The organism is Nonomuraea salmonea, from assembly GCF_042428605.1.
In the GTDB taxonomy this organism is placed as follows: Bacteria; Actinomycetota; Actinomycetes; order Streptosporangiales; family Streptosporangiaceae; genus Nonomuraea; species Nonomuraea salmonea.
The window spans coordinates 69,817-96,639 of record NZ_JBHMCF010000051.1; the positions used below are offsets into that span (position 1 = coordinate 69,817).

The 26,823-nt window shown below is 74.0% G+C and carries 25 protein-coding genes; 10 read left to right on the forward strand and 15 right to left on the reverse strand.

Features of this window, described 5'->3' with window-relative positions:
• Nucleotides 1-18: 18 nt before the first annotated feature.
• The 7 genes from pcaDC to ACFFR3_RS43955 are packed head-to-tail and all read right to left on the reverse strand — an operon-like array spanning nucleotide 19 to nucleotide 6,112.
• Nucleotides 19-1,107, reverse strand: a complete 1,089-nt coding sequence (gene pcaDC / locus ACFFR3_RS43925) for a bifunctional 3-oxoadipate enol-lactonase/4-carboxymuconolactone decarboxylase PcaDC (protein WP_379485070.1) — start codon at nucleotides 1,105-1,107, stop codon at nucleotides 19-21.
• Nucleotides 1,107-2,315 carry a 3-carboxy-cis,cis-muconate cycloisomerase gene (pcaB, locus tag ACFFR3_RS43930; protein ID WP_379485071.1) on the reverse strand — a complete coding sequence of 403 codons (1,209 nt, stop codon included), beginning with the start codon at nucleotides 2,313-2,315 and terminating at the stop codon, nucleotides 1,107-1,109. Before pcaB ends, pcaDC begins: the two co-directional genes overlap by 1 nt.
• Nucleotides 2,302-2,826: a protocatechuate 3,4-dioxygenase subunit alpha gene (gene pcaG, locus ACFFR3_RS43935; RefSeq protein ID WP_345400215.1), complete on the reverse strand. Its 525-nt coding sequence runs from the start codon at nucleotides 2,824-2,826 to the stop codon at nucleotides 2,302-2,304. Before pcaG ends, pcaB begins: the two co-directional genes overlap by 14 nt.
• Nucleotides 2,823-3,572, reverse strand: coding sequence for a protocatechuate 3,4-dioxygenase subunit beta (gene pcaH, locus ACFFR3_RS43940; RefSeq protein ID WP_345400212.1), 750 nt, complete (start codon nucleotides 3,570-3,572; stop codon nucleotides 2,823-2,825). Before pcaH ends, pcaG begins: the two co-directional genes overlap by 4 nt.
• 16 nt (nucleotides 3,573-3,588) lie before the next feature.
• Complete coding sequence (locus tag ACFFR3_RS43945) at nucleotides 3,589-4,737, reverse strand: thiolase family protein (RefSeq protein WP_379485072.1); 1,149 nt, start codon at nucleotides 4,735-4,737, stop codon at nucleotides 3,589-3,591.
• Nucleotides 4,734-5,363 (reverse strand): CoA transferase subunit B, encoded by a 630-nt coding sequence (locus ACFFR3_RS43950; protein WP_345400209.1) that lies wholly within the window; start codon nucleotides 5,361-5,363, stop codon nucleotides 4,734-4,736. The genes ACFFR3_RS43945 and ACFFR3_RS43950 overlap by 4 nt, the downstream gene beginning before the upstream one ends.
• Complete coding sequence (locus ACFFR3_RS43955) at nucleotides 5,360-6,112, reverse strand: CoA transferase subunit A (RefSeq protein ID WP_345400206.1); 753 nt, start codon at nucleotides 6,110-6,112, stop codon at nucleotides 5,360-5,362. The genes ACFFR3_RS43950 and ACFFR3_RS43955 overlap by 4 nt, the downstream gene beginning before the upstream one ends.
• Before the next feature lie 121 nt (nucleotides 6,113-6,233).
• Between ACFFR3_RS43955 and ACFFR3_RS43960 the strand changes: the two genes are divergently transcribed.
• From ACFFR3_RS43960 to ACFFR3_RS43980, 5 genes are all read left to right on the forward strand, one after another.
• The gene (locus tag ACFFR3_RS43960; RefSeq protein ID WP_379485073.1) at nucleotides 6,234-7,748 is read left to right on the forward strand and encodes an IclR family transcriptional regulator domain-containing protein; all 1,515 of its coding nucleotides are present in this window, start codon (nucleotides 6,234-6,236) and stop codon (nucleotides 7,746-7,748) included.
• Between the two features lie 19 nt (nucleotides 7,749-7,767).
• Nucleotides 7,768-8,748: an NAD(P)-dependent alcohol dehydrogenase gene (locus ACFFR3_RS43965; RefSeq protein ID WP_379485074.1), complete on the forward strand. Its 981-nt coding sequence runs from the start codon at nucleotides 7,768-7,770 to the stop codon at nucleotides 8,746-8,748.
• Between the two features lie 131 nt (nucleotides 8,749-8,879).
• Complete coding sequence (locus ACFFR3_RS43970; protein WP_345400199.1) at nucleotides 8,880-9,350, forward strand: (2Fe-2S)-binding protein; 471 nt, start codon at nucleotides 8,880-8,882, stop codon at nucleotides 9,348-9,350.
• 3 nt (nucleotides 9,351-9,353) lie between these two features.
• Entirely contained in the window at nucleotides 9,354-10,358 is a 1,005-nt protein-coding gene (locus ACFFR3_RS43975) for an FAD binding domain-containing protein (protein WP_364369496.1), read from the forward strand.
• Complete coding sequence (locus tag ACFFR3_RS43980) at nucleotides 10,355-12,514, forward strand: xanthine dehydrogenase family protein molybdopterin-binding subunit (RefSeq protein WP_379485075.1); 2,160 nt, start codon at nucleotides 10,355-10,357, stop codon at nucleotides 12,512-12,514. The genes ACFFR3_RS43975 and ACFFR3_RS43980 overlap by 4 nt, the downstream gene beginning before the upstream one ends.
• A gap of 14 nt (nucleotides 12,515-12,528) precedes the next feature.
• Here ACFFR3_RS43980 and ACFFR3_RS43985 read toward each other — a convergent pair whose 3' ends face one another.
• Nucleotides 12,529-13,293 (reverse strand): phosphotransferase, encoded by a 765-nt coding sequence (locus ACFFR3_RS43985; RefSeq protein WP_364369490.1) that lies wholly within the window; start codon nucleotides 13,291-13,293, stop codon nucleotides 12,529-12,531.
• 154 nt (nucleotides 13,294-13,447) lie between these two features.
• Here ACFFR3_RS43985 and ACFFR3_RS43990 point away from each other — a divergent pair, with 154 nt between their 5' ends.
• Nucleotides 13,448-13,795: an STAS domain-containing protein gene (locus ACFFR3_RS43990; RefSeq protein WP_345400193.1), complete on the forward strand. Its 348-nt coding sequence runs from the start codon at nucleotides 13,448-13,450 to the stop codon at nucleotides 13,793-13,795.
• A gap of 121 nt (nucleotides 13,796-13,916) precedes the next feature.
• On the opposite strand, the gene ACFFR3_RS43995 is transcribed toward ACFFR3_RS43990, so the two are convergent.
• Nucleotides 13,917-14,831, reverse strand: a complete 915-nt coding sequence (locus ACFFR3_RS43995; RefSeq protein WP_364369487.1) for an FRG domain-containing protein — start codon at nucleotides 14,829-14,831, stop codon at nucleotides 13,917-13,919.
• A gap of 97 nt (nucleotides 14,832-14,928) precedes the next feature.
• Between ACFFR3_RS43995 and ACFFR3_RS44000 the strand changes: the two genes are divergently transcribed.
• On the forward strand, nucleotides 14,929-15,837 hold the full coding sequence (locus ACFFR3_RS44000; RefSeq protein WP_345400187.1) for an alpha/beta hydrolase: 909 nt from the start codon (nucleotides 14,929-14,931) through the stop codon (nucleotides 15,835-15,837).
• A 7-nt stretch (nucleotides 15,838-15,844) separates the two neighbouring features.
• Here ACFFR3_RS44000 and ACFFR3_RS50285 read toward each other — a convergent pair whose 3' ends face one another.
• Together ACFFR3_RS50285 and ACFFR3_RS44005 are read right to left on the reverse strand one after the other, a co-directional pair.
• Nucleotides 15,845-15,958 carry an MFS transporter small subunit gene (locus ACFFR3_RS50285; protein ID WP_417629299.1) on the reverse strand — a complete coding sequence of 38 codons (114 nt, stop codon included), beginning with the start codon at nucleotides 15,956-15,958 and terminating at the stop codon, nucleotides 15,845-15,847.
• A complete protein-coding gene (locus ACFFR3_RS44005) occupies nucleotides 15,955-17,250 on the reverse strand; it encodes an OFA family MFS transporter (RefSeq protein ID WP_345400184.1) in 1,296 nt (431 codons plus the stop codon). The genes ACFFR3_RS50285 and ACFFR3_RS44005 overlap by 4 nt, the downstream gene beginning before the upstream one ends.
• 192 nt (nucleotides 17,251-17,442) lie before the next feature.
• Between ACFFR3_RS44005 and ACFFR3_RS44010 the strand changes: the two genes are divergently transcribed.
• On the forward strand, nucleotides 17,443-18,900 hold the full coding sequence (locus tag ACFFR3_RS44010; protein ID WP_379485076.1) for a carboxylesterase/lipase family protein: 1,458 nt from the start codon (nucleotides 17,443-17,445) through the stop codon (nucleotides 18,898-18,900).
• An 86-nt stretch (nucleotides 18,901-18,986) separates the two neighbouring features.
• Complete coding sequence (locus tag ACFFR3_RS44015) at nucleotides 18,987-20,894, forward strand: S41 family peptidase (protein ID WP_345400181.1); 1,908 nt, start codon at nucleotides 18,987-18,989, stop codon at nucleotides 20,892-20,894.
• Between the two features lie 52 nt (nucleotides 20,895-20,946).
• On the opposite strand, the gene ACFFR3_RS44020 is transcribed toward ACFFR3_RS44015, so the two are convergent.
• Entirely contained in the window at nucleotides 20,947-22,290 is a 1,344-nt protein-coding gene (locus ACFFR3_RS44020) for an NsdA family TPR-like regulatory protein (RefSeq protein ID WP_345400178.1), read from the reverse strand.
• 121 nt (nucleotides 22,291-22,411) lie between these two features.
• Here ACFFR3_RS44020 and ACFFR3_RS44025 point away from each other — a divergent pair, with 121 nt between their 5' ends.
• Entirely contained in the window at nucleotides 22,412-23,962 is a 1,551-nt protein-coding gene (locus tag ACFFR3_RS44025) for a hypothetical protein (protein ID WP_379485077.1), read from the forward strand.
• Here the strand turns inward: ACFFR3_RS44025 and ACFFR3_RS44030 are convergent.
• Genes ACFFR3_RS44030 through egtC form a run of 3 tightly spaced genes read right to left on the reverse strand, consistent with a single transcriptional unit; the run spans nucleotide 23,943 to nucleotide 26,822 of the window.
• Nucleotides 23,943-25,118, reverse strand: a complete 1,176-nt coding sequence (locus ACFFR3_RS44030) for an aminotransferase class V-fold PLP-dependent enzyme (RefSeq protein ID WP_379485078.1) — start codon at nucleotides 25,116-25,118, stop codon at nucleotides 23,943-23,945. The genes ACFFR3_RS44025 and ACFFR3_RS44030 overlap by 20 nt on opposite strands.
• The gene (gene egtD, locus ACFFR3_RS44035; protein WP_345400172.1) at nucleotides 25,115-26,095 is read right to left on the reverse strand and encodes an L-histidine N(alpha)-methyltransferase; all 981 of its coding nucleotides are present in this window, start codon (nucleotides 26,093-26,095) and stop codon (nucleotides 25,115-25,117) included. The genes ACFFR3_RS44030 and egtD overlap by 4 nt, the downstream gene beginning before the upstream one ends.
• Before the next feature lie 19 nt (nucleotides 26,096-26,114).
• A complete protein-coding gene (gene egtC / locus ACFFR3_RS44040) occupies nucleotides 26,115-26,822 on the reverse strand; it encodes an ergothioneine biosynthesis protein EgtC (RefSeq protein WP_379485079.1) in 708 nt (235 codons plus the stop codon).
• Nucleotide 26,823: the final 1 nt, after the last annotated feature.

Sequence of the window (26,823 nt, forward strand, 5' to 3'; positions counted from 1 at the left end):
CGGCCCCGCGCCCCCGGCTCAATCCTTCTCCTCGTTCAGGACGCGTTGGGCGACGGCGAAGGCGGCGTTGGCGGCCGGAACGCCGCAGTAGACGGCGCTCTGCAGCAGCACCTCGCCGATCTCGTCGGGGGTCAGGCCGTTGCGCAGCGCGGCGCGTACGTGCATGGCCAGCTCGTCCAGGTGGCCCCTGGCGACGAGCGCGGTGAGGGTGATGCAGCTGCGCGTCCGCCGGTCGAGGCCGGGGCGGGTCCAGATCTCGCCCCAGGCGTAGCGGGTGATGAAGTCCTGGAAGTCCCTGGTGAAGTCGGTGGTGCGGGCGACGGCGCGGTCCACGTGCGCGTCACCGAGCACCTCGCGGCGCACCCGCATGCCGGGGACCGACGGCAGGTGGTCGAGCAGTGCCTTGGTGACGCGCTCCGGCTGGTCGGCCGGGGCCAGGTGGGCGGCGCCCGGCAGCTCGACCAGGGTGGCGCCGGGGATGCCGTCCGCCAGCTCCCTGGCGTGCGCGGGCGGTGTGGCCGGGTCGTCACGACCGGCCACCACCAGCGTCGGCACGGTGATCTGGGCCAGCTCGGCGCGCAGGTCGTAACCGGCCAGGGCCTCGCAGCAGGCGGCGTAGGCGGCGGGGTCGGCGGCGGCGAGGTCGTCCAGCAGCGCCTGGTCGGGCGGCCCCGCGAACCAGCGACCCGCCGCGCCCTCCACCAGCGGCCCGGTCCCCTCTTCCCGCACCAGCGCGGCCCGCTCGTGCCAGCCCTCCGGGTCGCCGAACCTGGCGCTCGAGCACACCATCGCCAGCGACCTCACCCGGCCGGGGTGGCGGACGGCCAGCGTGGCGCCGATCGCGCCGCCGATCGAGACGCCCGCGTAGTGGAAGCTCTCCATGCCCGCCGCTTCCGTCACCTCCAGCACCAGCGCGGCCAGCTCCTCGACCGTGCTCGCCGGAAGCGGCTTGGAGCCGCCGTGGCCCGGCAGGTCGAACCTGAGCACCCGGTACGTGCGGGCCAGCGTCCGCACCTGCGGCTCCCACAAGCGGGTGGAGGTGCCGAGCGAGGGGGCGAGGACGAGCGGCTCTCCCCGCTCGGGGCCGTCCATACGGTGCTGCAACATCAATGGCGTGCCTTGTCTCGGTGTTCGTGGTGGGTGAGGGCTTGGTCGACCAGGGCGGCGGCCGGGGCCGGGGTGCCTTCGACGGAGAGGTTGGCGGCCATGCGGTCCGGGTGGACGCGCAGGTCGGCGACGAGTTCCGCGGCGTCCCTGGTGGCGCCGGCGACCAGGCGGAGTGCCTCGCGCAGCGGCTGCCACTCGGCGTGCCAGGCGCCCGAGGGGCGTTCGTCCTCGGCGGCGAGTGCGGCGTACAGGGTGGCGGCCAGCGGGGGCACCTGGCGGGCGGCGGCGGCGATCATCGTGGCCCGCACCGGGTTGTGCTTGTGCGGCATGGACGACGACCCGCCGCCGACGCCCTCGGTCACCTCGCCGATCTCGGTACGCGACAGCACCAGCACGTCGGCCGCCACCTTCCCGAGCGCCCCCGCCGTGAACGCCAGCGCCCCCGCGAGGTCGGCCACCGGCGTCCGCAGCACGTGCCACGGCAACACCGGCACGGCCAGCCCCAGCTCGGCCGCGAACCGCGCCGGCAGTTCCAACGCCACCGGCCGCGCGCCGGACTCCGGCGACCCGGGCTCCGGTCCCCCGCCTGGCTGCTGAGCGTCGGTGTCGAAGGCGGCGAGGGTGCCGGCGGCGGCGCCCAGCTGGGCGGGGAGGGCCTGGCGGGCCGCTGTGAGGCGGACAGAAGCGTCCGTGACCAGGGTCAGCCAGCCCGCCGCCTTGAGGCCGAACGTCGTCGGGACCGCCTGCTGGGTGAGGGTCCGCGCGGCCATCGGGGTGGCGCGGTGGTCGGCGGCCAGCGTGGACAGGCGGCCGATCACCGTGTCCAGCTCGGCGAGCACGGGACCCAGGGTGCGGTGGGCGACCAGCATCAGGGCGGTGTCGAGGATGTCCTGGCTGGTGGCGCCCCGGTGCACGTACGGGCTGTGCGGCCCGGCCGCCCGCCGCAGGTCGGCGACGAGCGGGATGACGGGGTTGCCCCCGGACCTGGCGCGTACGACCAGGTCCGGCAGGTCGAAGGCGTCGGCGCGGCAGGCGGCCGTGACGGCCTCGGCGGCCGCGGCGGGCGCGAGGCCGAGCGCCGCCTGGGCGCGGGTCAGCGCGGCCTCGGCGTCCAGCATCGCCTGGAGCACGGCGGCGTCCCCGGTGGTCTCGGCCGCGCCCCGCATCGGGGACAGCAGGCCGAGGTCAGCGGGATCAGCCGAAGTCAAGGAAGACCGTCTCCTTCTCGCCCTGCAGATGGACGTCGAACCGGAAGACCCCGTCCCGCTCCTGCTCGGCCAGCAGCGTGTGCCGCCGCTCCGCGGGCACGGAGTCGAGGAAAGGGTCCTGCCCGAGGTAGATGCGGGTGTAGAGGTGGTGCAGCAGGCCGCGGGCGAACACGCACACGCTGATGTACCCGTTTCCCGGCCGTACGGTACGCAGCGCCCAGTGGCCGTCGAGGTCGGTGGCGACGCGGCCGAAGCCGGTGAAGACGACGCCGTCCCTGCCGAGCACGGCCCCGGTGGTGGGGTCGCGGCGCAGTGTGCCGGGCGCGCCGCGCACCTGCCCGTCCTCGCCGGCCTGCCAGAACTCCAGCAGCGCGTCGGGCACCGGGTCGCCGGCGCCGTCGTAGACGTATCCGTGGACGGCGATGCCGCCGGTCGCGATGTCGCCGCCGCCGGGGAAGGGCAGGGCGTACCCGTAGAACGGGCCGACGGTCTGTGAGGGGGTGGGGTTCACCGGCCTTCCTCCATCCAGGTCGCGGCGGGGCCGTCGAGCACGATGTCCCATCGATAGCCGAGCGAGAACTCCGGCTCGGACAGGTCGTGCACGTAGTCGGCGACGAGCCGCTGCCGGGCGCTCGCGTCGGTGACGGACTGCAGGATCGGGTCGTACGGGAACAGCGGGTCGCCAGGGAAGTACATCTGGGTGACCAGCCGCTGCGTGAACGCGCTGCCGAACAGCGAGAAGTGGATGTGCGCCGGCCGCCAGGCGTTGCGGTGGTTGCGCCACGGGTACGCGCCGGGCTTGATCGTGGTGAACACGTAGCCGCCGTCGTCACCGGTCAGGCAGCGGCCCACGCCGGTGAAGTTCGGGTCGAGCGGCGCCGGGTGGTCGTCGCGCTGGTGCAGGTAGCGTCCCGACGCGTTGGCCTGCCAGATCTCGACGAGCTGGCCGCGTACGGGCCGTCCCGACCGGTCGAGCACCCGGCCCCGCACGGTGATCCGCTCGCCCAGCGGCTCGCCGAGGTGCTGCCTGGTGAGGTCGTTGTCCTGGGGCGTCACGTCGGTTGCCCCGAACACGGGCCCCGACAGCTCCACAGCCTCGGGGTCCTTGACGGCGACGAGCGGCTGCTTGGGGTGGCGCAGGAGGGTGCTGCGGTAGGGGGCGTAGTCGCGGGCGGGATGACCGGAGGGGGTGGAGGCCTGCCCGCCGTACTCGGCGATCTCCCGGTCGATGTCGGCCTGCTGGAGGGGTTCGGACATACAGCTGCCTTTCGAGCTATCTGTCGAGGACGACGGCCAGCCCTTGGCCGACGCCGATGCAGAGCGCGGCCAGCCCGGTGCCGGAGCCGGCGGCGGCCAGCCGGTGGGCGACCGCGCCGGTGACGCGGGCGCCCGAGGCGCCGAGGGGGTGGCCGATGGCGATGGCGCCGCCGTCGGGGTTGACGATGGCGGGGTCGAGGTCGGGCAGCTCGGCCAGGCAGCCGAGCACCTGCGCCGCGAACGCCTCGTTCAGCTCGGCGGTCGCGAGGTCGCCGAAGCGCCGGCCCGCCTTGGCGAGTGCCCTGGTGGACGCCTCGACGGGGCCGAGCCCGAAGTAGCGCGGCTCCAGGGCGCTGACGCCGGTGGCGGCGATCCTGGCGAGGGGTTCGCGCCCGCGCAGCCCTTCCTCGTCGGTGAGCAGCAGCGCGGCGGCGCCGTCGTTGAGCGGCGAGGAGTTGCCCGCGGTGACGGTGCCGCCGTCCTTGCGGAAGACGGGCTTGAGCCGGGCCAGCGCTTCCAGGGACGTGTCGTGGCGGATGCCCTCGTCGCGGGTGACGTGGCCGATGGGCACGATCTCCCGCTCGAACGACGCCTTGGCCGCCTTCTGGTGGCTGGCCAGCGCGAACGCGTCCTGCTCCGCGCGGGTGATGCGGTGCTTGTCGGCGATCAGCTCCGCGCCCTCGCCGAGCGCGACGGTGTGCTCGGCGGGCATGGCGGGGTTGACCAGCCGCCAGCCGAGCGTGGTGGAGACCAGCTCCTGGCCACCGGCGGGGAACGCCTTCTCCGGCTTGGGCAGCACCCAGGGCGCGCGGGTCATCGACTCGACGCCGCCCGCGATCACGGTGCCGGCGTCGCCCATCGCGATCATCCGGTACGCCTGCACGACGGCCTCCATGCCCGACCCGCACAGCCGGTTCACGGTCGCGCCCGGCGTGGTGATCGGCAGGCCGGCGAGGATGGCGGCCATCCTGGCGACGTTGCGGTTCTCCTCGCCGGCGCCGTTGGCGTTGCCCAGCACGACCTCGTCGGGCCCGTCCAGGTCGTTGCGCTCGACCAGCGCCTTGACGACGTGCGCGGCCAGGTCGTCGGGGCGGACGCCGGACAGGGCGCCGCCGTACCGGCCGAAGGGAGTGCGTACGGCGTCGAGGATGTAGACGTCTTTCATGCCAGAACCTCCGCGTCGGTGCGCTCGCGCACGTCGTCCACGCTCACTCCCGGCGCGCGCTCGACCAGCGCGAGCCCCTGCTCGGTGACGTCGAGGACGCCCAGGTCGGTGACGATCCGGTGGACGCACTCCTTCCCCGTGAGCGGCAGCGAGCACTCCTCGACGATCTTGGGTGAGCCGTCCTTGGCGGTGTGATCCATGATCACGATGACCTTGCGGGCGCCGTGCACGAGGTCCATGGCGCCGCCCATGCCCTTGACGAGCTTGCCGGGCACCATCCAGTTGGCCAGGTCGCCGCGGGCCGAGACCTGCATCGCGCCCAGCACCGCCACGTCGATGTGCCCGCCGCGGATCATGCCGAACGACGCCGACGAGTCGAAGAACGCGGCGCCCTCCCGCACGGTCACGGTCTCCTTGCCGGCGTTGATCAGGTCGGGGTCGACCTCGTCCTCCGCCGGGTAGGGGCCGACGCCGAGGATGCCGTTCTCGGAGTGCAGCACGACGTCCACGCCGGGCGGCAGGAACGACGGGATGCGGGTGGGCAGGCCGATGCCCAGGTTGACGTAGTCGCCGTCGCGCAGCTCGGCGGCGGCCCGCGCGACCATCTCGTCCCTGGTCCAGCTCATCCGGTCACCGTCCGCTTCTCGATGGACTTGTCCGCGGCCTGCTCGGGGGTGAGCACGAGCACGCGCTGCACGAACACGCCGGGCAGGTGCACCTCGTCGGGGTCCAGCTCGGTCAGCTCCTCGACCTCGGCGACCGTGACGCGGCCGGCCATCGCGGCGAGCGGGTTGAAGTTGCGGGCGGCCTTGCGGAAGACCAGGTTGCCGTGGCGGTCGCCCTTGGCGGCGCGGACGAGGGCGAAGTCGGTACGGATGCCGTGTTCGAGCACGTACTCGCGGCCGTCGAACTCGCGTACCTCCTTGGGCGGCGAGGCGACCGCGATCGAGCCGTCCGGGTTGTGGCGCAGCGGCAGGCCGCCGTCCGCGATGGGGGTGCCGACGCCGGCCGGGGTGTAGAAGGCGGGGATGCCGCTGCCGCCCGCGCGCAGCCGCTCGGCCAGGCTGCCCTGCGGGGTCAGCTCGACCGTCAGCTCGCCGGACAGGTACTGGCGGGCGAACTCCTTGTTGTCGCCGATGTACGAGGCGGTCACGTGGGCGATGCGTCCGGCCGCCAGCAGCACGCCCAGGCCGCCGCCGTCCACGCCGCAGTTGTTGGAGACCACGGACAGGCGGGTGACGCCGGTGTCGTACAGGGCCTTGATCAGGACGTTGGGGATGCCGCTGAGGCCGAAGCCGCCGACGGCGAACGACGCGCCGTCACGCACGCCTGCCAGCGCCTCCGCGGCCGTGGCGACCACCTTGTCTCTCGGCACGACGCTCCGATCGTGGGTGTGTTCGCTCTGCGAACTTTTGTTCACTATTATGAGGATTTCAGTATGTGTCTGGGTTGGCTGGCCTGTCAAAGGTCCCCTTCATCCCTTCCAGGAGGAGCCGATGGAACCGGCCGGAACCCTCGAACGCGGGCTGAGCGTGCTGCGCGCGCTCGCCGCCGACCCGCGGCGGCCCGCCCGCGCCACGGACCTCGTGCGGGCGACCGGGCTGGCCAGGTCCACCGTCGACCGGGTGCTCGGCACGCTCGCGCACCTCGGTTACGTGCGGGCCGACGGGCGTGACGTGGTGCTCGCGCCGCGGCTGATGGAGCTGGGCGAGGCCTATCTGTCCGGCTCGGGGCTGCGCGACGCCGTCGCCGGTCCCGCCGCGCGGCTCGCCGACGAGCTGGACGAGTCGGTGTCGGTGGCCGTACGGGACGGGGACGGGGTGCGGTTCGTCGCGCAGTTCACCCGGCGGCGGCGCATGTCGGTGACCTTCCGCGTCGGTGACGTCCTGCCCGCCTCCCGCTGCGCCGCCGGCCTCGCCCTCCTCGACCCCGCCAAGCCCTGGGCCGAGGACGACCAGCTCATCGAGCCCGGCCTGATCGCGGTGGCGGTCCCGGTCCGCGGTGAGCCGGCCTGTGCGGTGAGCGTGGTGAGCCACACCAGCCGGCACACGGTCGCCGAGCTGCGCGACCACTGCCTGCCCGCCCTCCGCGAGACGGTCGCCGAGATGGAAGCCGCCCTCGCCGCCCCCGGCCCGCAGGCCGCGCCCCCGGCCTCCGGCCCGTCGGCTCTTCCGGCGGGCCCCGCCGGAGCCGCCACCCCCGCGACCTCCTCGTCCTCGGACGCGGCCAAGGAGGCGAAGCGGGAGCTGGGGATGGGGTTCCTGCAGTCGCTGGCGCGGGGGCTGGCGGTCATGGTGGCGCTCGGGTCGGCGCGGGGCGGGGTGACGCTCGCCGACTGCGCGAAGGTGACCGGCCTGCCGCGGGCGACCGTGCGGCGGGCGGTGCAGGCGCTGGAGCGGCTCGGGTACGCCGCCGCGCGCGGCACCCGGTTCACGCTGCTGCCCCGGGTGCTGGAGCTGGGCTACGCGCACCTGTCGGGGCTGACGTTCCGCGAGATCGTCCAGCCGCACCTGGCCGACCTCGCCGCCCGCGTCGACGAGTCGGCGTCCGTCGCGGTGCTGTCGGGCGACGACGTCCTGTACGTGGCGCGGGTCCAGACCGTGAGCCTGATGAGCGTGAACATCACCGTCGGCACCCGCTTCCCCGCGTACGCGACCTCCATGGGCCGGGTGCTGCTGGCCGAGCAGCCCGACGAGCGGCTGGCCGCGATCGAGCCGCGCCGGCTGGCCACCAGGACCGTCACCTCCCGCGACGAGCTGCGCGCCCTCGTCCGGCGGGCCGCCGCCGACGGCTACGCGCTGGTGGACCAGGAGCTTGAGGAGGGCGTACGGTCCATCGCCGTCCCCATCAAGGACCGCACAGGAAGCACCGTCGCCGCCGTGAACGTCGCCACCCACGCCGGGCGGGCCGGCAACGACGCGCTGGTCCGCGACGTGCTGCCGGCGCTGCGCGAGACGGCCGCGAAAATGGCGGCGGATCTCGCGTACACGGGCGCCGTCGCGGCTGAATGAACGCATTAGTATCCGAGGCATGAAAGCCGCAGTGCGCGCCAGATATGGCCCGCCGGAAGTGGTTCGCGTTTCAGAGGTGGAAAAACCGGTCCCCGGCCCTGGTGAGCTGCTCGTCAAGGTGCGCGCGACCACGGTCAACCGCACCGATTGCGCGATGCGGGCGGCCAAGCCGTTCCTGTGGCGATTCTTCACGGGGCTCGTCAGGCCTGCGCGGATGCCCGTTCTCGGCACCGAATTCGCCGGCGAGGTAGTGGCCGTGGGGACGGGCGTCGGGTCGTACAAGGCCGGGGACGAAGTGTTCGGCTACAACGACGGCAGGTCGGGGGCGCACGCGCAGTTCCTGACCGTTCGCGAGAGCGGCACGCTGGCGGCGTTGCCCGAGGGGCTGACGTACGAGGAGGCGGCGCCCGGCACCGAGGGCGCCCACTACGCGCTCTCCATGATCAGGGGGGCCGGGGTGCGGGCCGGTCACGACGTGCTGGTCTACGGCGCCACCGGGGCGATCGGGTCGGCCGCCGTGCAGCTTCTGAAGCACCACGGCGCCTGGGTCACCGCCGTCTGCGGGCCGCATCATCTCGATCTCGTCCGCGGGCTCGGGGCCGACAAGGTGGTCGACCACACCTCCACCGATTTCACCGCCGACGAGCGCCGATATGACGCCGTGCTGGACGCGGTCGGCAAGAGCACGTTCGGGCGGTGCAGGAAACTGCTCAAACCCCGTGGCGTTTATGTCGCCGCCGACGTGGGTCCTTTCTGGCAGAACCTCTTACTCGCCGCCGCCGGCCCCTTGCTCGGCGGCCGGAGGGTGAAATTCCCGCTGCCCCGGCATGGCGCGGAGATGGCCCGGCAATTGAAGGAGCTGCTTGAGTCGGGCGCATTTCGGCCGGTCATCGACCGCCATTATCCCCTGGACGAGATCACGGACGCCCACCGCTATGTTGAAACCGGCCGGAAGGTGGGAAACGTCGTCATCGTCGTCCCCCATGCCGAGGAGGCGTGATCAACCGGCGGAAGGCCGGTCACGAGCTCAGGGCGGTGATGGCGACCCACCAGCCCTCCCGACTGAATCTTGACCCGCTCTTATAGCGACATAGAGGGATGTATACGGCGGGTCCCGTTAGCGTTTCGCTTATGACCGGACCGACCGCGTTCACGGTGAACGGCCAGCCCGTGCGGCTCGACCTCGACCCGCGCGAGTCCCTGCTCGACGTGCTGCGCGAGCGGCTGGGTCTCACCGGCTCCAAGAAGGGCTGCGACCACGGCCAGTGCGGCGCGTGCACGGTCCACCTGGACGGCCGGCGGGTCGTATCCTGCCTGACCCCGGCCGTCCAGGTGCACGGCAGGTCGGTGACCACGATCGAGGGCGTGTCGGGCGCGGGCGGGCTGCATCCGCTGCAGGAGGCGTTCGTGGACAACGACGCGCTGCAGTGCGGCTACTGCACGCCGGGCCAGGTGATGTCCGGCCTGGCCTGCATCGCCGAAGGGCACGCGGGCGACGACGACCAGATCCGCGAGTACATGAGCGGCAACCTGTGCAGGTGCGGCGCGTACACGGGCATACTCGCCGCCGTACGCCAGGCCGCGGCGCTCCGGGAGGAGTGAGCCGTGCGCCCCTTCGCCTACACCGCCCCCGCCACCCTCGGCGAGGCGGTCAGCGCCCTGGCGGCGGCCGGGCCAGGCGCGCGGGTGCTGGCCGGCGGCACCACCCTGTACGACCTGATGAAGCTGGACATCGAGACCCCGCACAGCGTCGTGGACGTGCGCGCGCTGCGCGAGCTGGCGGGCATCGACACGGCGGGTGCGGGCGAGCTGTCGTTCGGCGCCGGCGCGCTGATGGCCGACGTGGCCGAGGACCCGGTGCTGCTGCGCGACTACCCCGCGCTGGCCGAGTCGCTGGCCAAGGCCGCCTCCCAGCAGCTGCGCAACATGGCGACGGTGGGCGGCAACCTGCTGCAGCGCACCCGCTGCGGCTACTTCAGGGGCGGCCCGCCGTTCGCCTGCAACAAGCGGGAGCCGGGCAGCGGCTGCGCCGCGATCGGCGGGCTGGACAGGGGGCACGCGCTGCTCGGCGGCAGCGAGGCGTGCGTCGCGACCTACCCGGGTGACTGGGCGGTCGCGCTGATCGCGTTCGACGCCGTGGTGGACGTGGCGGGCCCCGGCGGCACGCGGACGATCCCGCTGGCCGAACTGCACGTCGAGCCCGGCGACACGCCCGCCAGGGAGCACACGCTGGCCGCCGGCGAGATCATCACCCGCATCCGCGTGCCGGTCACGCCGGTAGGGCGCGGATCGACGTACCACAAGGTCAGGGACCGGGAGTCGTACGCGTTCGCGCTGGCCTCCGCCGCCGCCGCGGTGCGCTTCGGCGGTGACGGGAGCGTGGCCGAGTGCCGCATCGCGGTGGGCGGGGTCGCCACCAGGCCGTGGCGCTGCCCGGACGCCGAGCGGGAGCTGACCGGGGCGGCGCTGGACGAGCGGTCCGCGCGCCGGGCGGGCGAGGCCGCGTTCGCCGGGGCCCGGCCTGGCGCGCACAACGGTTTCCGGGTCGAGCTGGGCATCCGCACCGTGGCCGAGGCGCTGCGGATCGCCGGAGAGCGGGCCGTACGATGACGGACTTCGCGATCCCCCGCGTCGGCGCGCGGGAGAAGGTCACCGGGACCGCCCGCTTCGGCGCCGACCGCACACCGGGGGGCTGCGCGTATGCGATGCCCGTGGTGGCGACCGCCGGCAAGGGCCGCATCACGCGCCTCGACACCGCCGGGGCCACCGCCGTGCCCGGCGTGCTGCTCGTCCTGTCGCACCTCGACGACCTCGGCATCGTCCCGGCCGGCTCGCTCATGCGCGGCGGCTACGCCTTCCAGAGCCTCCAGCCGCTGCTGGACGACCGGATCGCCTACCGGGGCCAGCCGATCGCGCTGGTCGTGGCCGACACCCTGGTCGCCGCGACGGAGGCGGCCGCCCTCGTGCGGGCCGAGTACGACGAGGAGCCGATCGCGGTGGAGCTGGGCGCGGCCGGCACCGAGACCCAGGAGGCGGCGCTGGCCGACGTGGTGGCGGGCGACGCCGACGGCGAGTACGAGCGCAGCCCGCTGCGCATCGACGAGACGTACGAGGCGGGGCCGCAGCACCAGGTGCCGATGGAGCTGATCGGCGGCGTGGTCGAGTGGCACGGCGACACGGTGGTGGTGCACGAGGGCACGCAGACCGTCGGCGCGCTGCGCGGCGGCCTGGCCAGGCAGCTCGGCATCGACCCCGCGCAGGTGCGGGTGATCTCGCCGTACGTGGGGGGCGCGTTCGGCCAGAAGAACGCGCTGCAGCCGCACCTCGCGCCGCTGGCCGTGGCCGCCCGGCGGCTGGGCAGGCCGGTCAAGCTGGTGCTGCCGCGCGCCCACACCTTCCACGCGGCGAGCTTCCGCCCGCTGAGCAGGCATCGTGTCCGGCTGGGCGCCGACCGCTCGGGCCGGCTGCTGGCCGCGATCCACGAGGTGGACCAGCAGGACTCCCGGCACGACCTGCTGCCGGCCACGTACACGGAGCTGACCTCCCGCCTGTACGACATCAGGAACTTCCGCGGCCGCCAGCGCCACGTCAGGACCGACACGCAGTCGCCCGGCTTCATGCGGGCCCCGTTCGAGCACCCGGCCGCGTTCGCGCTGGAGTCGGCCATCGACGAGCTGGCCGTCGCCACCGGCCGCGACCCGGTCGAGCTGCGCCTGGCCAACGACGCGCGCACGGACCCGGTGACCGGCAAGCCGTTCTCGTCCCGGCACCTGGCCGACTGCCTGCGGCGCGGCGCGGAGCTGTTCGGCTGGGCCGGACGCAGTCCCGACCCGTGCTCGATGCAGGAGGCCGACGGGACGCTGGTGGGCTGGGGCGTCGCGGTGGGCGCGTACCCGTCGAAGACCGTCCCGATCCAGGCCAGGCTCACCGCCGACGCCGACGGCCGGGTGCTGCTGGAGGTGGGCGGCCACGAGATGGGGCAGGGCATCACGACCGCCCTCGTCTCCGCCGTGGCCGGCGACCTCGGCATCGCGCCCGACTCCGTCGCCGTCGCGGTCGGCGACACCGCCCGCGTCCCGCACCACCTCACCGCCGGCGCCTGGGGCACCAACAGCACGCTGCTGGCCGTGCACGCGGCGCTGCTGCGGCTGCGCGAACGGCTCGGCGCGGCCCCCGACGGGCCGGTGGACGTGGCGGCGGCGGTCAAGCAGGCGGGCGGGGACGACGTGGTGACCGAGGCCGTCACCCAGACACCCGGCCAGCCGCCGGAGATGGCCGACCGCATGCGCACGGGTCTCGCCGCGCCGACCGGCCCCGAATATCCCGGCTTCGTCTCCTTCAGCTTCGTCGCCCACTTCGCCGAGGTCAGGGTGGAGCCGGTGACGCGGCGCATCCGCGTGCCCCGGGTGGTCAGCGTGGCCGACTGCGGCAGGGTGGCCAGCCCGGTCACCGCCGACGCCCAGGTGCGCGGCGGGGTGGTGTGGGGCATCGGCGCGGCGCTGCACGAGCACAGCGAGGTCGATCCCCGTTACGGCGGCTTCGTCAACAGCGACCTCGCGGACTACGTGATCCCGGTCAACGCCGACGTCGGCACGATCGAGGTGGACTTCATCGGCGAGCCCGACTTCGCGCTCAACCCGATGGGCGTCAAGAGCCTCGGCGAGGTGGCGCTGGTCGGCGTCGCCCCCGCCATCGCCAACGCCGTCTTCCACGCCACCGGCCGCCGCGTCCGCCGCCTGCCGATCCTCATCGAGGACGTGCTGTGACCCGTCCCGCGTGCTCAGCGGGGAAAGTCGTCGAGCTCACGGACGGCCTGGTCGAGGTCGTCGGCGACGCCGTCGCGCAGCAGCCGCCCGTACAGGCCCTCGCCGGCCGCGCCGTAGCGGCGGATGCGGGCCGCGCGGGCGGTCATGCGCGACTGCAGCTCCCTGATGAGCGCGTCGGTGCTGCCGTCCCAGCCGTAGGTGTCGAGGAACAGCCGCAGCCTGCGGGGGCGCGCGTCGAAGTCGGTGAAGCCGTCCAGCTCGGCGGTGCAGCGGGCGTGCAGCGGCACCCAGCCGTGCGCCATCCAGCTCACGTCGGAGTCGGCGGTGACGGGGCCGGCGAAGTCCCAGTCGAAGAAACCGGTGATGCGGCCGTCGTGCCAGGCGGCGTTGAACGGGCTGGCGTCGTTGTGCGCGATGATCAGGCCGGGCGCCCACCTGCCGCCCATCCGCCAGCGCGCGCCCGCGGACGGCACGAAGTCGGCGACCGCCTCGTGGTAGGCGCGCGTCCACTCGGCGACCTGGACGAGCGACTCCTCCGTACGGGTCCACCAGGGCCACACGACCTCGCCGCCCATGGTCTCGCCCTCGAGGTAGGTGAGGATCTCGCGGCCCTCGTCGTCGATGCCGAGCACACGGGGGGCGCCCGCGAACCCCTTGCGTTCGAGGTGCCGCAGCAACTCGTGGACGGACGGGGTCCAGGGGCGTACTTGACGGCGTACGGTGTGGCCGATCCGCACGGCGCCGCCGTCGTTGCCGCCGTCGAGCCGATCCCGCCCCACGCCGAGGACACTGCCAGCCTGCACGGGTCCCGTCAACAGCCCGCGACCGTTGTACACGATCACCGTGTTGTAAACGATCACTGCGAAACCCGTAGCGGGCGATTGCACCATGCAAAGATAAGAGGGGCGAACCGTAGGGATGCGGAGGGGTGGAATGGGCAGCATCGATCGTGCCGGCTTCTCCTGGGTGGTCACGCAACGTGATGACGCCGCCGTCCTGTGTCCCTGCGGGGACCTGGACCTGTCGTCCATGGAGGAGTTCCGCAGCGGCCTGGCGGAGGCGATGTCGTGCCTGCGCCCGCCGCTCGTCGTCGTGGACCTGCACGAGGTGGACTTCTGCGACTCCTCGGGGCTGAACGCGCTGATCTGGGCGGCGAACACGGTGGAGGCCGCGGGCGGGCGGCTGCGCCTGAGCGGCCTGCAGCCGAGGGTGAGCCGGCTGATGCGGATGACCGGCCTCGACCGGCGCTTCACCCTCCAGGACGCACCGACCGGGCAGTGAAGGCTGCCGGGGCGAAGGCGCTCGCCCACGTCCTCGACGGCACGACACCTCTGCCCACCCGGCTGCCCACCCGGCTGCCCGGCCCCTGGAAGGCCGCCTCGGGCCCGGGCCGCTGACCTGGTCAGCCGCCCATGCGGCCGTCCTGGCTGTGGCGGTTCTCCAGGCCGGCCATCGAGGAGCCGTCGTCCTGGAGGCCGCGCCCGTTCTCGATGGAGCCGGGCGAGTAGTAGCGCCGCAGCCAGTCGGCCAGCCCGTCGAGGCCGGGCAGCAGTACGCGCTCGGTGATGTTGGCCTGGTCGAGCCGCTGCCTGATCTCGGCCTTGACCGGGGCCGGGATCACCCACTGCCGCCCCAGCCCGGGGTGGTCGGCCAGCCAGTCCTCCAGCTGGTACGTCACGTCCGACAGCACCGACAGCACCGACGACTGGTTGATCACCCGATCGTCCAGCGACGGCGGCTCGAAGAAGGCCAGGAACGGCCCGCCGTCGCCGAGCCGGTCGAAGCGGTCGAGCGAGGGGGCGACCCCGGCGAGCATCTCGGTGGTGAACACCAGCGCGCCCTCGGCGGCGAGCGGGGCCCGCAGCGGGTCGGGCAGCAGCCGGTGCGTGGCGGCGCAGTCGACGGACAGCAGCACGCCGTCGTCCTCCGGCCAGGTCGCGGTGGCGAAGTGGAGGGCGACGAGCGGGGAGAACGTCCAGTCGAGCAGGCGGGTGGGCAGGCCGTGGTGCTGGCCGAGCGCCAGCCAGTCCCAGACGGTCGGCCCGGGGGCCTGTCGATGCGCATATTTCCGGAAATTTCGTATTAGATGGGATTCGACCTGCCGGTAATGGCCGCGCAGCCGCGCGAGCCCCGACATGTGCGAGTACGTGCTGCGCGCGAGCCCGCGGAAGACCAGCGAGGTGTGCGCCGGCCCGCACCCCTCGCGCCGGCCCGCCTCCCCGATCGCGTCGTCCAGCTCGCGCCACGACGACACCGTGACCACTTCCATCACCCCTGCGTTGCCCCAGCTCACGCCCTCCACACCTGCCCTCGTCACGACCGGCCGCACTCCCGGTTCCGGGTCTGGACAAGGCCCGGCGCGGATCCTACGGTCGAGTGATCCCGATCACTCCTCCTTGACGAGGTGACGTCGCATGGCGCTGGACGAGGCCATGACCCGGTTTCTCGCGCAGCTGGCGGAGGCCGGCGGCAAACCGATCCACGAGATGAGCGTGGCCGAGGCGCGCGCCGTGAGCGCGGGGCTGGCGGCCTTGTGCGGCGAGGGCCCTGACATGGCCGAGGTCAAGGACGTGACGATCCCGGCGGAGGACGGCGGCTCCTTCCCGGCCCGCGTGCTCGTGCCGGGTGAGGAGCCGCGCGGCGTCATCGTCTACTACCACGGCGGCGGCTGGGTCATCGGCTCCATCGACGAGACCGACACGGTCGGGAGGGAGCTGGCCGCGCGTACGGGATGCACGGTCGTCCTGCCCGGCTACCGCCTCGCGCCCGAGCACCGCTACCCGGCGGCGGCGCGCGACGCGTACGCCGCCCTGCTCTGGACCGCCTCCGCCCTGCCCGGCCTGCCGATCGTGGTGGCGGGCGACAGCGCGGGCGGCAACCTGGCGGCCGTGGTGGCCCAGCGAGTGCGGGACGAGGGCGGCCCCGAGATCGGCCTCCAGGTGCTCGTCTACCCGGTCACCGACTGCCTGCTCGACACCGACTCCTACCTCGACCCCGCCAACCAGCTCCTGCTCGACCGCGACTCCATGATCTGGTTCTGGGACCACTACGCGCCCGACCACGTGCGCCGCGCCGCCCCCGACGCCTCGCCGCTGCGCGCCGACCTGTCCGGCCTGCCGCCCGCCGTGGTGCTGACCGCCGAGCACGACGTCCTGCGCGACGAGGGCGAGGCGTACGCCGAACGCCTGGCGCAGGCCGGGGTGCCGGTGGAGTTCAAGCGGTTCGACGGCCAGACGCACGTGTTCTTCACGATGGTGAACGTGCTGCCCGCCGGCGACGCCGCACTGACGATGGTGGCGTCGGCGGTGCGGCGCGCCCTGTGACGAGCGGTCAGCCGGAGAAGAGCTGGGTGAGCTTGAGGAGCAGCTCGTACACCCCGTACGCGAAGGGCACGCCCACCCACAGCCAGGCCAGCGCCATCAGCCAGGTACGCCGCTCGCTCATACGGTCTGTCCCTTCTGCACCGGCTGCGTGGGGCGTTCGTGGAACCTCTCGTGGACCGGCCTGATCAGCTCGTTGGCGAGGAAGCCGATGGCGAGCAGGCCGATCATGATGAACAGCGAGGTCGTGTAGAGGTCGGAGCCGGAGCGCCCGGCGTTCTCCTGGGCGTCGGCGATGGCGTTGATGATCAGCGGGCCGAGCACGCCCGCGGTGGACCAGGCGGTGAGCAGCCGGCCGTGGATGGCGCCGACCTCGTACGTGCCGAACAGGTCCTTCAGGTACGCGGGCACGGTGGCGAAGCCGCCGCCGTAGAAGGACAGGATGCCGAGCGCGCAGAGGATGAACAGCGGCTTGGACGCGTCGCCCGCCAGGGCGATGGCGAGGTAGAGCAGCGCGCCGACGCCCAGGTAGACCCGGTACATGTTCTTGCGCCCGATGAGGTCGGAGGTGGAGGACCAGACGAAGCGGCCGGCCATGTTCGCCAGCGACAGCAGCGCGATGAACCCGGCGGCGGCGCCCGCCGCGACGGCGGCCGTGGTGCCGGCGAAGAAGTCCGTGATCATCGGGGCGGCCTTCTCCAGGATGCCGATGCCGGCCGTGACGTTGCAGCACAGCACGACCCACAGGAAGGAGAACTGCGGGGTGCGGATGGCGTTGCGGGCGGAGACGTCGGCGGTGGTGATGAGCGGCCGCAGCCGGGTGGTGGGCGGTTTCCAGCCCTTGGGCGTCCAGCCGTCCGGCGGGACGCGGACGAGCAGCACGCCCATCGACATGAACACGGCGTAGACGACGCCGTGCACGAGGAACGTCGTGGCGATGCCGGTCGTGCCGGTGCCGAAGGAGGAGAGCATCTGCGCCGACCAGGGCGAGGCGATGAGCGCGCCGCCGCCGAAGCCCATGATCGCGATGCCGGTCGCCATGCCGGGCCGGTCGGGGAACCACTTGATGAGGGTGGAGACCGGGGAGATGTAGCCGATGCCGAGCCCGATGCCGCCGACGAAGCCGTAGCCGAGCACGACCAGCCAGTACTGCCGGGTGATCACGCCCAGTGCCGACAGCAGGAATCCGGAGGAGAAGCAGGTCATCGAGACGAACATGGCCCAGCGGGGGCCGTTGCGCTCGACGAGCGTGCCGCCGAAGGCGGCCGACAGGCCGAGCATGACGATGCCGAGCTGGAAGGGCAGCGCGCTCTGGGTGCCCGACAGGCCGAGCGCCGACTCCAGCGGAGGTTTGAAGACGCTCCACGCGTACGCCTGGCCGATGGCGAGGTGCACGGAGAGCGCAGCGGGCGGCACGAGCCAACGGCTCCAGGTGGGCGCCGCCACAATACGGGAACGACTGAGGAAGGCTGGGGGACTCGCGGACCTCGTACTGTCTGCCACGCATCACGGCTACCACATACGGTATGCAGTATTTAAAAGTTGTACGACCTTTACGACGAGCGGTCAGATCCTGTCGGCGAACGGCGGGGAATCTTGGAGGCGACCTTGACGGAGCCGAAGGCCACGATCACGACCGGCCGTGTGCGGGGCCACCGCGAGAACGGGGTGGCCGTCTTCCGTGGCATCCCGTACGCCCGGCCGCCCCTCGGTGACCTGCGCTTCGCCGCCCCCGTACGCCCTGAGCCGTGGGACGGCGTCCGCGACTGCGCGGCGTTCGGCCCGCCACCGCCGCAGCACGGCGCGACCGAGTCGCTGACCGAGAGCTGCCTGACGGTGAACGTGTGGTCCCCCGGCCTCGGGGGGCGGCTGCCGGTGATGGTGTACGTCTACGGGGGCGCGTACCGGAGCGGCGACGCCGCCGACTCCGTCTATGACGGCGCGACGCTGGCCGGGGAGGGCGTCGTCGTGGTGACCTTCAACTACCGGGTGGGCGCCGAGGGGTTCGCCCAGCTGGTGGGCGCGCCGGCCGACCGGGGGCTGCTCGACCAGGTGGCCGCGCTGGAGTGGGTGCGTGACAACGTGGCCCGCTTCGGTGGCGACCCGGCCCGGGTGACGGTGTTCGGCGAGTCGGCCGGCGCGGGGTCGATCGCCGCGCTCATGGCCATGCCCCGGGCGGCCGGGCTGTTCGGGCGGGCGATCGCGCAGAGCGTGCCGGGCACGTACTTCTCGGCGCCGCTGGCCGCCGACGTCGCCGCCGCGCTCGCCGGCGAGCTGGGCCTGCCGCCCCATGCCGGCGCCCTCGCGCCCGTCACCCCTGAGCGGCTCGTGGGCGCCGCGGACGCGCTGGCGGCCAAGATGCTCGCGTACGAGGACCGCTGGGGCGTCGTCGCCCACACCCCCACCCCGTTCTCGCCCGTCGTGGACGGCGACGTGCTGCCCCGGGACCCCTGGTCCGCGCTGTCCGACGGGGCCGCCCGCGAGGTCGAGCTGATCGTGGGCCACAACAGGGACGAATACCGGCTGTTCACGCACGACGCTCCCGCCGAGCCGACCGACGCGGTGCTGGCGGCGTTCGCGCCGGGGCTGCCGTACCGGGACGCCTTCCGGGACGCCTTCCCGGACGCCTTCCCGGACGCGGACCTGGCGGAGCTGGTGCGGTCCGACTGGCTGTTCCGGATGCCGAGCCTGCGGCTGGCCGACGCGCACGCGGCAGGGGGCGGGCGGGCGTACGTGTACGAGCTGACCTGGGGCGTCCCCGGGCTGGGCGCCTGTCACGCGCTCGACGTGCCGCTGGTGTTCGGGAACCTGGACGGCGGCATGGCCCGCTTCCTCCTCGGCGATCCCCCTCCTGACGAGGCCGTGGCCGTCTCACGGGACTTCCGGCGAGCGTGGACGGCGTTCGCGCGCGGCGAGGGACCGGGCTGGGCCCCGTACGAGCAGGGGAGCCGCCTGACGCGGCTCTTCGACGCCGAGCCCGCGGTCGTGCCCTACCCGGAGGAGACCTCGCGCCGCCTGTGGGCCGCGCACACCTTCGCCGCGCTCCCCCTCCCCGGGGCCCACTAGGGACATCCCTGGGCCGGTCCCCGTGGCGGGCGCCAGGGCGCCGGTGGCACCGTGCCCGTATCCGGCGACGACCAGGGGCGGGTGTGATGATGAGCGAGCCATCGGGCGGAGTGGGCAAGCAGCAGCTGCAGGACTTCCTGCGGGCGGCGGACCGGGGCGGGCTGACGCTCGACGACCGCAGGCTCCTGGTCCAGCAGGCGCTGCTGCTCATCGAGCAGAACTACGTGCACCTGCCGCTCAAGGCCGCCATGCACGCCGTGAACCCGGTGCAGCGGCTGCGCCTGCTCGCCCTGCGGCTGAGCCGGCAGACGCCCGCGACCATGGGGCCGGAGTGGCGCTTCCACGCGGAGCTGTCGGAGATCTTCCACTCGGTACGCGACCTGCACACCAACTACGTGCTCCCCCAGCCGTACGCGGGCAAGATCGCGTACCTGCCATACCTGATCGAGGAGTACTACGAGGGCGGCGAGCGGCACTACGTCGTCACCAGGACCGTCGAGGGCTACTCCGCGCCCGGCTTCGGCCCCGGCGTGGAGGTGACGCACTGGAACGGCGTCCCCATCGACCGGGCCGTGGACGTCAACGCGGCCAGGTTCGCCGGAGGCAACCCGGCGGCCAGGCACGCGCGCGGCCTGCAGTCCATGACGATCAGGCCGCTGCGCCTGCACGTCCCGCCGGACGAGGCGTGGGTGGTGCTGACGTACGCCGGGGACGACGGGATCAGCAGGGAGCTGCGGGAGAGCTGGCGGGTCACCGAGAACCAGCCGTCGTTCGTGGACGCCGACCGGCTCAGCGTGGCCGCCGTCGCGCAGGGCCTCGACCTCGGCGCCGACGAGATCGGCCGGGCGCTCAAGACGCTGTACGTCCCCGAGGCCGTCACCCCGCACGAGACGCTCGGCGGGGCCGAACTCGCCGGACCGCCGGCGGAGCAGGACGGCGTGGTCCCGACGTCGATGCCCGGCTTCTTCAAGGCCAGGAGCGTCACCACGCGGTCGGGCACGTTCGGCCACATCAGGGTCTTCAGCTTCAACGTCAACGACCCCGACGCGTTCGTACGGGAGTTCGTCCGCCTCATCGGCCTGCTGCCGCAGAGCGGGCTGATCGTGGACGTGCGCGGCAACGGCGGCGGCCACATCTACGCCTCGGAGTTCCTGCTGCAGACGCTCACGCCGCGCCCGATCGTGCCGGAGCCCACCCAGTTCGTGACGACGGCGCTCAACCTGCGGATCTGCGCCCAGCACCGCGAGGATCCGACCGGCCAGATCGACCTCGGCCCCTGGTTCCCGTCGATGGAGCAGGCGCTGGAGACGGGCGCGGTCTACTCGGGCAGCTTCCCGATCACGCCTGCTGGCGGCGCGAACGCGCTCGGCCAGCAGTACCACGGCCCGGTCGTGCTCGTCACGAACGCCCTGTGCTACTCGGCGACCGACATCTTCGCCGGTGGCTTCCAGGACCACCGGATCGGCGAGATCCTCGGCACCGACGACAACACGGGCGCGGGCGGCGCCAACGTCTGGACGCACAGCCTGCTCAAGCTGCTGCTCGAACTGCCGTCGCCGCTGCGGGACAGCCCGTACAGGACGCTGCCGGGTGAGGCCGGCATGCGGGTGGCGATCCGGCGCAGCCTGCGCACCCACGACCTGGCCGGCACGCCGGTCGAGGACCTCGGCGTGGTGCCCGGCCACCGGCACATGATGACCCGCAGGGACGTCATGGAGGACAACCCCGACCTGCTCGCCCGGGCCGGCGAGCTGCTGGCCGCACGCCCGGTGCGGCGCCTCGACGTCCAGCGGACGGCCGACGGCCTGGCCCTGCACACCCGCCTGGTGGACCGCGCGGACGTCTACCTGGACGGCCGGCCGAGCGTGTCGGCCGACGTGACCGGCGAGACGACCACGCTGCGGGTCCCGGGCGTGGCCTCCGCACATGTCGTCAGAGTCGAGGGCTTCGCCGGCGGCGACCTGGTGGCGGCCCGCACGATCGTGCACCCCTGACCGCGCGCGACCCCTCCCCCGCCAGGTCCGGCCCGCACGCTCCTGACCGCTCTCAGCTCCTTCCCGCCATGGCGAGGTCCGCCTCGGCCACGAGCGGGTTGGAGCGGTGGCGCTGCCAGCCGGCTCGTAGGCGGCGGAGCTCGTCGCCCACGCGGGCCGAGGAGATCAGCGGGACGTCGTCGCGGAGGAGGAGCGCGGTGACGGCGGCCTGCTCCGGGTCGCCCGCGCGCAGGTAGGCGTGGGCGGTACGCAGGCCGATGAGGGCGCGGGTGCGGGTCTCGACCGGGCGGCGGGCGCGCATGGAGGCGGCGAAATGGCGGGCGGCGGTGGCGTGGTCGCCGAGCCTGGTGAGGGTCAGCCCGATCTGGTGCTCCAGCGACTCGCGCCGGTAGTTGCCCGTCCACTCCGACTCAGGCGCCGAGTCGGCGCGTTCGAGCTGCGTCTCGGTGCTGCGCAGCAGGTTGAGCGCGTCCCAGCGGGTGCCGGCCGCCGCGTGCGTCTCGGCGCGCATGCCGGTGATCCAGGCCAGGGTCCGGCCGGGGCCGCGCCCGCCGAGCACGGACGCGGCGGCGTCGGCCAGCGCCAGCGCCTCGCCGTCGTGACCCAGCTCGGCGGCCTGCACCGCCATGCTGCGCAGCGCCGTCGCGCGCAGCACCAGGTCGCCCGCCTCGTCGGCGAGCCGCACGGTGCTGATGTAGTAGCGCTGGGCCAGGGCGTTCGCGCCGGCGTCCATCGCCATGTACGCCGCCAGGTAGCTCAGCTCGGCCGCCGCCGTGAACAGGTCGGGCCTGCTGCGCCCGGTCGCGTTCGCGAGCAGCGGCGTCACCTCGCGCGACAGGTACGCCGCCACCGCCTGCCTGGCGTGGCCGCCGCCGTACCGGTCGTCGAGGTCGGCGAAGCTCGCGGTGACGGCGCGGACGCGGACCACGTCGCCCGCGCCAGGACGGCCCACGGGGCGCCGGGCCGGCCCCCTGGTCCCCGCGTCGGCCAGGCCGGACAGCGCGGCCAGCGTGAACGTGCCGGCCGTCAGGACCGTACGGCGGTTGAGCAGGTCGTCCTCTCCCAGCCCCGCCAGCCGGGCGACCGGGTCGCCGCGCCACGGGTCGTCGGGCGGCGGCGGCACCCCGGGGTCCGGCCAGCCGAGGTGCGCGGGTCGCAGGTCGGGCCGGTTGAGCCGGCGCCGGAACGCCTCCACCGCCGCGTGCACGGCCTCGGGCCGCGGCACCGTACCGGTCAGCCAGTGCCCCACCGCGGACCGGTCGTAGTGGATCCGTTCCCCGCTCTCCGCGGCGACCGCGTTGACCTGCCGCGCGGTGGCGGCGTGCGTCCAGCCGGCCTGCTCGATGAGCGCGGCGAGCGCCCGGTTCGCGACGGGGCGGGTGCGTCGTGGCGGCATCGCATCTTCACATCGCTTCACATCGCCGTGCCCTCGACTCTCCGCTCCACGCAAAGCACCGTCAATAGTGCGGACGGTGACGTTCTGCCACGGCCGGCCGGCGAGCGAGAGGAGGCGGCACATGGAGGGGACGGCATATGAGGGCGCGGCATACGAGGGCGCGGCATACGAGGGCGCGGCGTCCAGGGACGCGGCATGCCAGGGCGCCGCATACGAGGGCGCGACGTCCAAGGACGCGGCGTTCGAGGTGGCGCATGCCGAGCTGCTGGCGGCGCTCGACGGCCGGCCGCTGGTCGCGATCGACCGGTACGGCACCGTGCTCCGCACCGGCTACACCGGTCCCGCGCCCGTGGAGGCGTTGCGGCCGGCGCTGGCCGTCGGCTGCTACGCGGCGTGGGACCCGGCGCTGCCCGGTGTGACGGTGTCGGCCGAGGAGCGTACCGGGGTGCGGTCGGTGGCCGAGCGGCACGGCTGGCTGCGCCGGGTCCGCCACGACGCGGCCAGGCAGCTCGTCAAGCTGGACCGGCCGCCGGTCGTCGCCACCTGCATCGCCGGCGCCCAGTTGCAGGAGCTGGCGCACGGCGGCACGATCGCGGCCGTCGACCCGGGCGTCAGGGCCACCATCGAGGCCAGGCACCTCTTCGACGACCTGCTGCGCGCGGCGGGGGTGCCGCCGGCGGCGCGGATCAGGAGCGTGCCGGTCGAGCGGCTGCCCGGCCTGGCCGAGCTGCGGCGGGCGGTCGGCACCGAGCGGGTCGTGGTACAGGCGGGCGGGGCGGGAGGCGGGCGCGGCACGGTCGTGGTGTCGGGCGAGGACGACATGGGGCGCGCGGCGCGGCTGCTGGGGCCGTACCGGGTGGCGGCGTACGTGGACGGCCTGCCCTGCGCGGTCACCGCGCTCAGCGTGCCGGACGGCGCGGGCGGCGTCTCCGTGTACGTGGACCGCCCCGCGCACGCCGCCACCGGCGTCCCCGAGGCGGGCGCGGGCCCGCTGGACGGCGCCGGCCACGACTGGTCGCGCCCCTGGCCGCTGCCGGCGGCGGCGCTGCTCATCGAGTGCGCGGAACGCCTCGCGGTGTGGGGCTGGCGCCGCTACGGCGTGACCGGCCTGTTCACCGTGCGCGCGCTGCTGACCCCGGCCGAGCGGGTCTTCCTGTCGGCGATCAGGTGGCGGTACGACGCGGCCACCGAGGTGTCGGCAGCGAACCAGCAGGCGATGGGCGTGCCCCCGTTCACCGCCGCGCACCTGACGGTGCTGCTCGGCGGGCGGGTCACCTGGCTGCCAGATCCGCAGGAGTTCAACCAGCTCAGCCTGCTGCGCGCGACCCGGGCGGGCGGGCCGTTCACGATCCGGCTGCGGGTGACCGGCGAGACCCCGGTGCGGGTGACGGCCGGCCGCGGCCCCGGCGTCTACCGGCTGGACGAGGCCGACCGGCCCCGCTTCGTCCGCCGCGCCGCCCACCCGGCCGAGGCGCCGGCCGACCAGGGCGAGTTCCTGCTCGCGGGTCTCCCAGGCCCGGACGTGCTCTGCCACCCCGGCGCCGATCTGGCGACGATCGAGGCGGTCACGGAGGGCGCGACGGAGCCCTTCCACGGCCCGGCGAGCGCCTCCCCCTTCACCCGCCGCGTCGCCGCCGCCGTGCACCGGCTCCTCATCCCCGCCGCCCCCTGAGGACCTCGGCGAGAGACTCCAGGGTCTCCGGCGAGGTGCCCGGCGGTGGCGAGACGCGGAGGAGCGGCCCCTGGAGGTCCAGCGGGGCGCGGACGGCGGGGACCGTGCCGACCAGGAGGGACGCGGCGGCGGCGCGGGCGGCGGCCCCTTCCACCGTGTCGTGGGGCGGTGGGCGGAGGGTGATCAGGGCGGACGGCTCGTCCAGGGGTTCCGCGACGCGCCAGCCGCCGGCGCCGTCCAGGAGCTCGCGGGCCGTGCGGCCCAGTCCCGCCAGGTGCTCGTGGACGGCGGCGGGGCCGAGCTCGTGGTGTTCGAGGACGGCGGCGCCGAGCCCGGCGCGGGCCGCGATGACGCCTTCCGAGCTCTCGTAGCGGGCCGCGCCCGGCACGGGCTCCGGGTCCTCGGCGGGGTCGTCCCAGGTGTGGCCGCTGAGGGTGGGCGCCGGGGCGTCCATGGCGGGGGTCAGGCCGGGGGTGATGAGGAAGCCGACGCCGCGCGGGCCCGCCAGCCACTTCCTGGACGTCCCCACGTACGCGGCGGCCTCGGCGCCCAGGGCGTCCACGTGGCCGAGCGACTGGCAGACGTCCAGCACCAGCGGCACCCCGGAGGCCCGGCACAGCGCGCCCAGCTCGGCCACCGGCTGCACGACGCCCCGGTGGGAAGCGATGTGGGAGACGACGACCAGGTCGAGCCCGGCCGCCAGCGCCACCCTGAGCCCGTCGGGGTCGATCCTGGTGTCGCCACCGACCGGCAGGTCCACCAGCCGCCAGCCGTTCCGTTCGGCGAGGCGGTGCAGGAGCATGAGCGTGCTCCCGTACTCGGTGCGGGCCCGCCCCACCCGGGCGCCGGGGCCGAGCCGCCAGCCGCCGAGCAGGGCCGCCATCGCCGCCGTGCCGCTCTCCAGGAACGCCACGTCCCGCGGCCCCGCCCCCACCAGCGCGGCCAGCGCCCGCCGCGGCTCGGTGAGGTCGGGGACTGCGCCGTACCCGCCGCGCTCGCGCTCCAGCGCCAGGTGGGCGGCCATCGCGTCGAGCACCCGGTCAGCGGGCACGTTGCACCCCGCCGCGTCAAGGTGCCCGCCCGGCATCACGGACCGCCCCGCCCGCCACACCTCCCCGACGGACGACCGGCGCCCTTCGACGAGGTCGGTTGTCATGCGCCGGCCAAGAGGAGGGCGAAGTCGCCGGCCGGGTCGGTGTGGTCGCGGAGCGGGGTGAAGCCGGCCGTCTCCAGTTCGGCGCGCAGCCCTTCGAGGCGGAACTTGGCGCTGATCTCCGTGCGCATCTCCTCCCCCTCGGCGAAGTCCACGGACAGGCCGAGCCCGCCGACCCGCACCCGCATGGCGCGCGTGGCCCGCAGCCGCATCTCGATCCAGTCGTGCTCCCCGTCGTAGCGGGCGACGTGCGCGAACGACTCGGGCTCGAAGTCGGCGTCCAGCTCCCTGTTGATGACCCGCAGCACGTTCCTGTTGAACTCCGCCGTCACCCCGGCCGCGTCGTCGTACGCCGCCACCAGCCGCCCGGTGTCCTTCACCAGGTCGGCCCCGAGCAGGAACGTCTCCCCCGGCCGCAGCGTCTTGCGCAGCCCGGCGAGGAACGCGGCCCGCGCCCCCGGTTCGAGGTTGCCGATGGTGCCGCCGAGGAAGGCGACCATCCGCCGCCCGTCGCGGGGCAGCAGCGCCAGATGCCGCTCGAAGTCGGCGCACACCGCCTGCACGGCCAGCCCGGGATAGCGCGCGGCCAGCCGCCTGGCGGCGCTCTCCAGGGTGACCGCGTCCACGTCCACCGGCGTGTAGCCGCGCAGCGTGCCGGCCGCGGCCAGCGCGTCGAGCAGCAGCACGGTCTTCTCGCTGGTGCCGGAGCCCAGCTCGACCAGCGTGTCGGCGCGGCCCGCCGCGGCGAGGTCCTTGGCCCGCGCCCGCAGGATCGTCAGCTCGCGGCGGGTCGGGTAGTACTCGGGCAACCGGGTGATCTCCGAGAACAGCTCGCTGCCCCTGGCGTCGTAGAACCACTTGGGCGGCAGCCACTTCGGCGTGGCCGTCAGGCCGTTCCTGACATCGGTCTCGAGCGCCTGGCGCAGGTAGTCGCGGTCAAGGTGGTTGATCAGGCGGACGGTTGACTGGGTGGCGGGCACGAGGCCTCCTGAGGTGAGTTCACAACGGCTGGACCTGGACGTCGTCGCCTGACACGGTCAGCAGGACGCGGTCGGGCAGGGCCTGCCAGCCCGGCGAGTCGTCGAGCGGCTCGCTGGCGACCAGCACGCCGTCGTGGAGTCGGTGATGGAACAGGGTGTCGCCCCACACGGTCGCGGCGATGGACGCGCCGTCGCAGGCGAGCAGGTTGAGCCGGGCGGCGGGGTCCTTCTCCCCCGCCCGTACGACGACGTCGGCCAGCGCCTCGCCCAGCCCGGCCCCCGCCCGGCCGCGCTGGAACACGGCGGCGGCGAGCCAGGCGGCGTCACAGGTGGACTCGGCGCCGTCGGCGAGGTCCTTGACCGCGTCGCGGTCGACCCGGCCGTTGTGGCTGAGCAGCCACCTGCGGTCGGCGAACGGCGCGGTGGCGCTCTCCTCGATCGGCATGCCCACGGTGGCCGAGCGGACGGCCGCGAGCAGGCAGGCCGAGCGGGCGATCTCGGCGAGCGCGGTCAGGTTGGCGTCGGTCCACATGGGGACGGACCGCCGGTAGCGGACGGGCTCGGCGCGGGCCGGGTCGTACCAGCCCATGCCGTAGCCGTCCGCGTTGATCGTGCCGTGCCGCTGCCGGCGCGGCGCGTACGACTGGGTGAGCAGCCCGTGCGGCGGCTGGTGGATGAGCGAGGTGAGCGGCCGTGCGGCGCCCAGCCAGGCGGCGTGCCTGCACACC

Excerpts from the sequence above, each read along its gene's own strand:
- ACFFR3_RS50285 (WP_417629299.1), bottom strand. The coding sequence starts at position 15,958 with ATGAGCGAGCGGCGTACCTGGCTGATGGCGCTGGCCTGGCTGTGGGTG.
- ACFFR3_RS44025 (WP_379485077.1), top strand. The coding sequence starts at position 22,412 with ATGGAGGGGACGGCATATGAGGGCGCGGCATACGAGGGCGCGGCATAC.
- pcaH (WP_345400212.1), bottom strand. The coding sequence starts at position 3,572 with ATGTCCGAACCCCTCCAGCAGGCCGACATCGACCGGGAGATCGCCGAG.
- ACFFR3_RS43960 (WP_379485073.1), top strand. The coding sequence starts at position 6,234 with ATGGAACCGGCCGGAACCCTCGAACGCGGGCTGAGCGTGCTGCGCGCG.
- ACFFR3_RS43965 (WP_379485074.1), top strand. The coding sequence starts at position 7,768 with ATGAAAGCCGCAGTGCGCGCCAGATATGGCCCGCCGGAAGTGGTTCGC.
- ACFFR3_RS43990 (WP_345400193.1), top strand. The coding sequence starts at position 13,448 with ATGGGCAGCATCGATCGTGCCGGCTTCTCCTGGGTGGTCACGCAACGT.
- ACFFR3_RS43970 (WP_345400199.1), top strand. The coding sequence starts at position 8,880 with ATGACCGGACCGACCGCGTTCACGGTGAACGGCCAGCCCGTGCGGCTC.
- ACFFR3_RS44020 (WP_345400178.1), bottom strand. The coding sequence starts at position 22,290 with ATGCCGCCACGACGCACCCGCCCCGTCGCGAACCGGGCGCTCGCCGCG.
- ACFFR3_RS43945 (WP_379485072.1), bottom strand. The coding sequence starts at position 4,737 with ATGAAAGACGTCTACATCCTCGACGCCGTACGCACTCCCTTCGGCCGG.
- ACFFR3_RS44000 (WP_345400187.1), top strand. The coding sequence starts at position 14,929 with ATGGCGCTGGACGAGGCCATGACCCGGTTTCTCGCGCAGCTGGCGGAG.
- ACFFR3_RS44015 (WP_345400181.1), top strand. The coding sequence starts at position 18,987 with ATGATGAGCGAGCCATCGGGCGGAGTGGGCAAGCAGCAGCTGCAGGAC.
- ACFFR3_RS43950 (WP_345400209.1), bottom strand. The coding sequence starts at position 5,363 with ATGAGCTGGACCAGGGACGAGATGGTCGCGCGGGCCGCCGCCGAGCTG.
- ACFFR3_RS43980 (WP_379485075.1), top strand. The coding sequence starts at position 10,355 with ATGACGGACTTCGCGATCCCCCGCGTCGGCGCGCGGGAGAAGGTCACC.
- ACFFR3_RS44030 (WP_379485078.1), bottom strand. The coding sequence starts at position 25,118 with ATGACAACCGACCTCGTCGAAGGGCGCCGGTCGTCCGTCGGGGAGGTG.
- pcaDC (WP_379485070.1), bottom strand. The coding sequence starts at position 1,107 with ATGTTGCAGCACCGTATGGACGGCCCCGAGCGGGGAGAGCCGCTCGTC.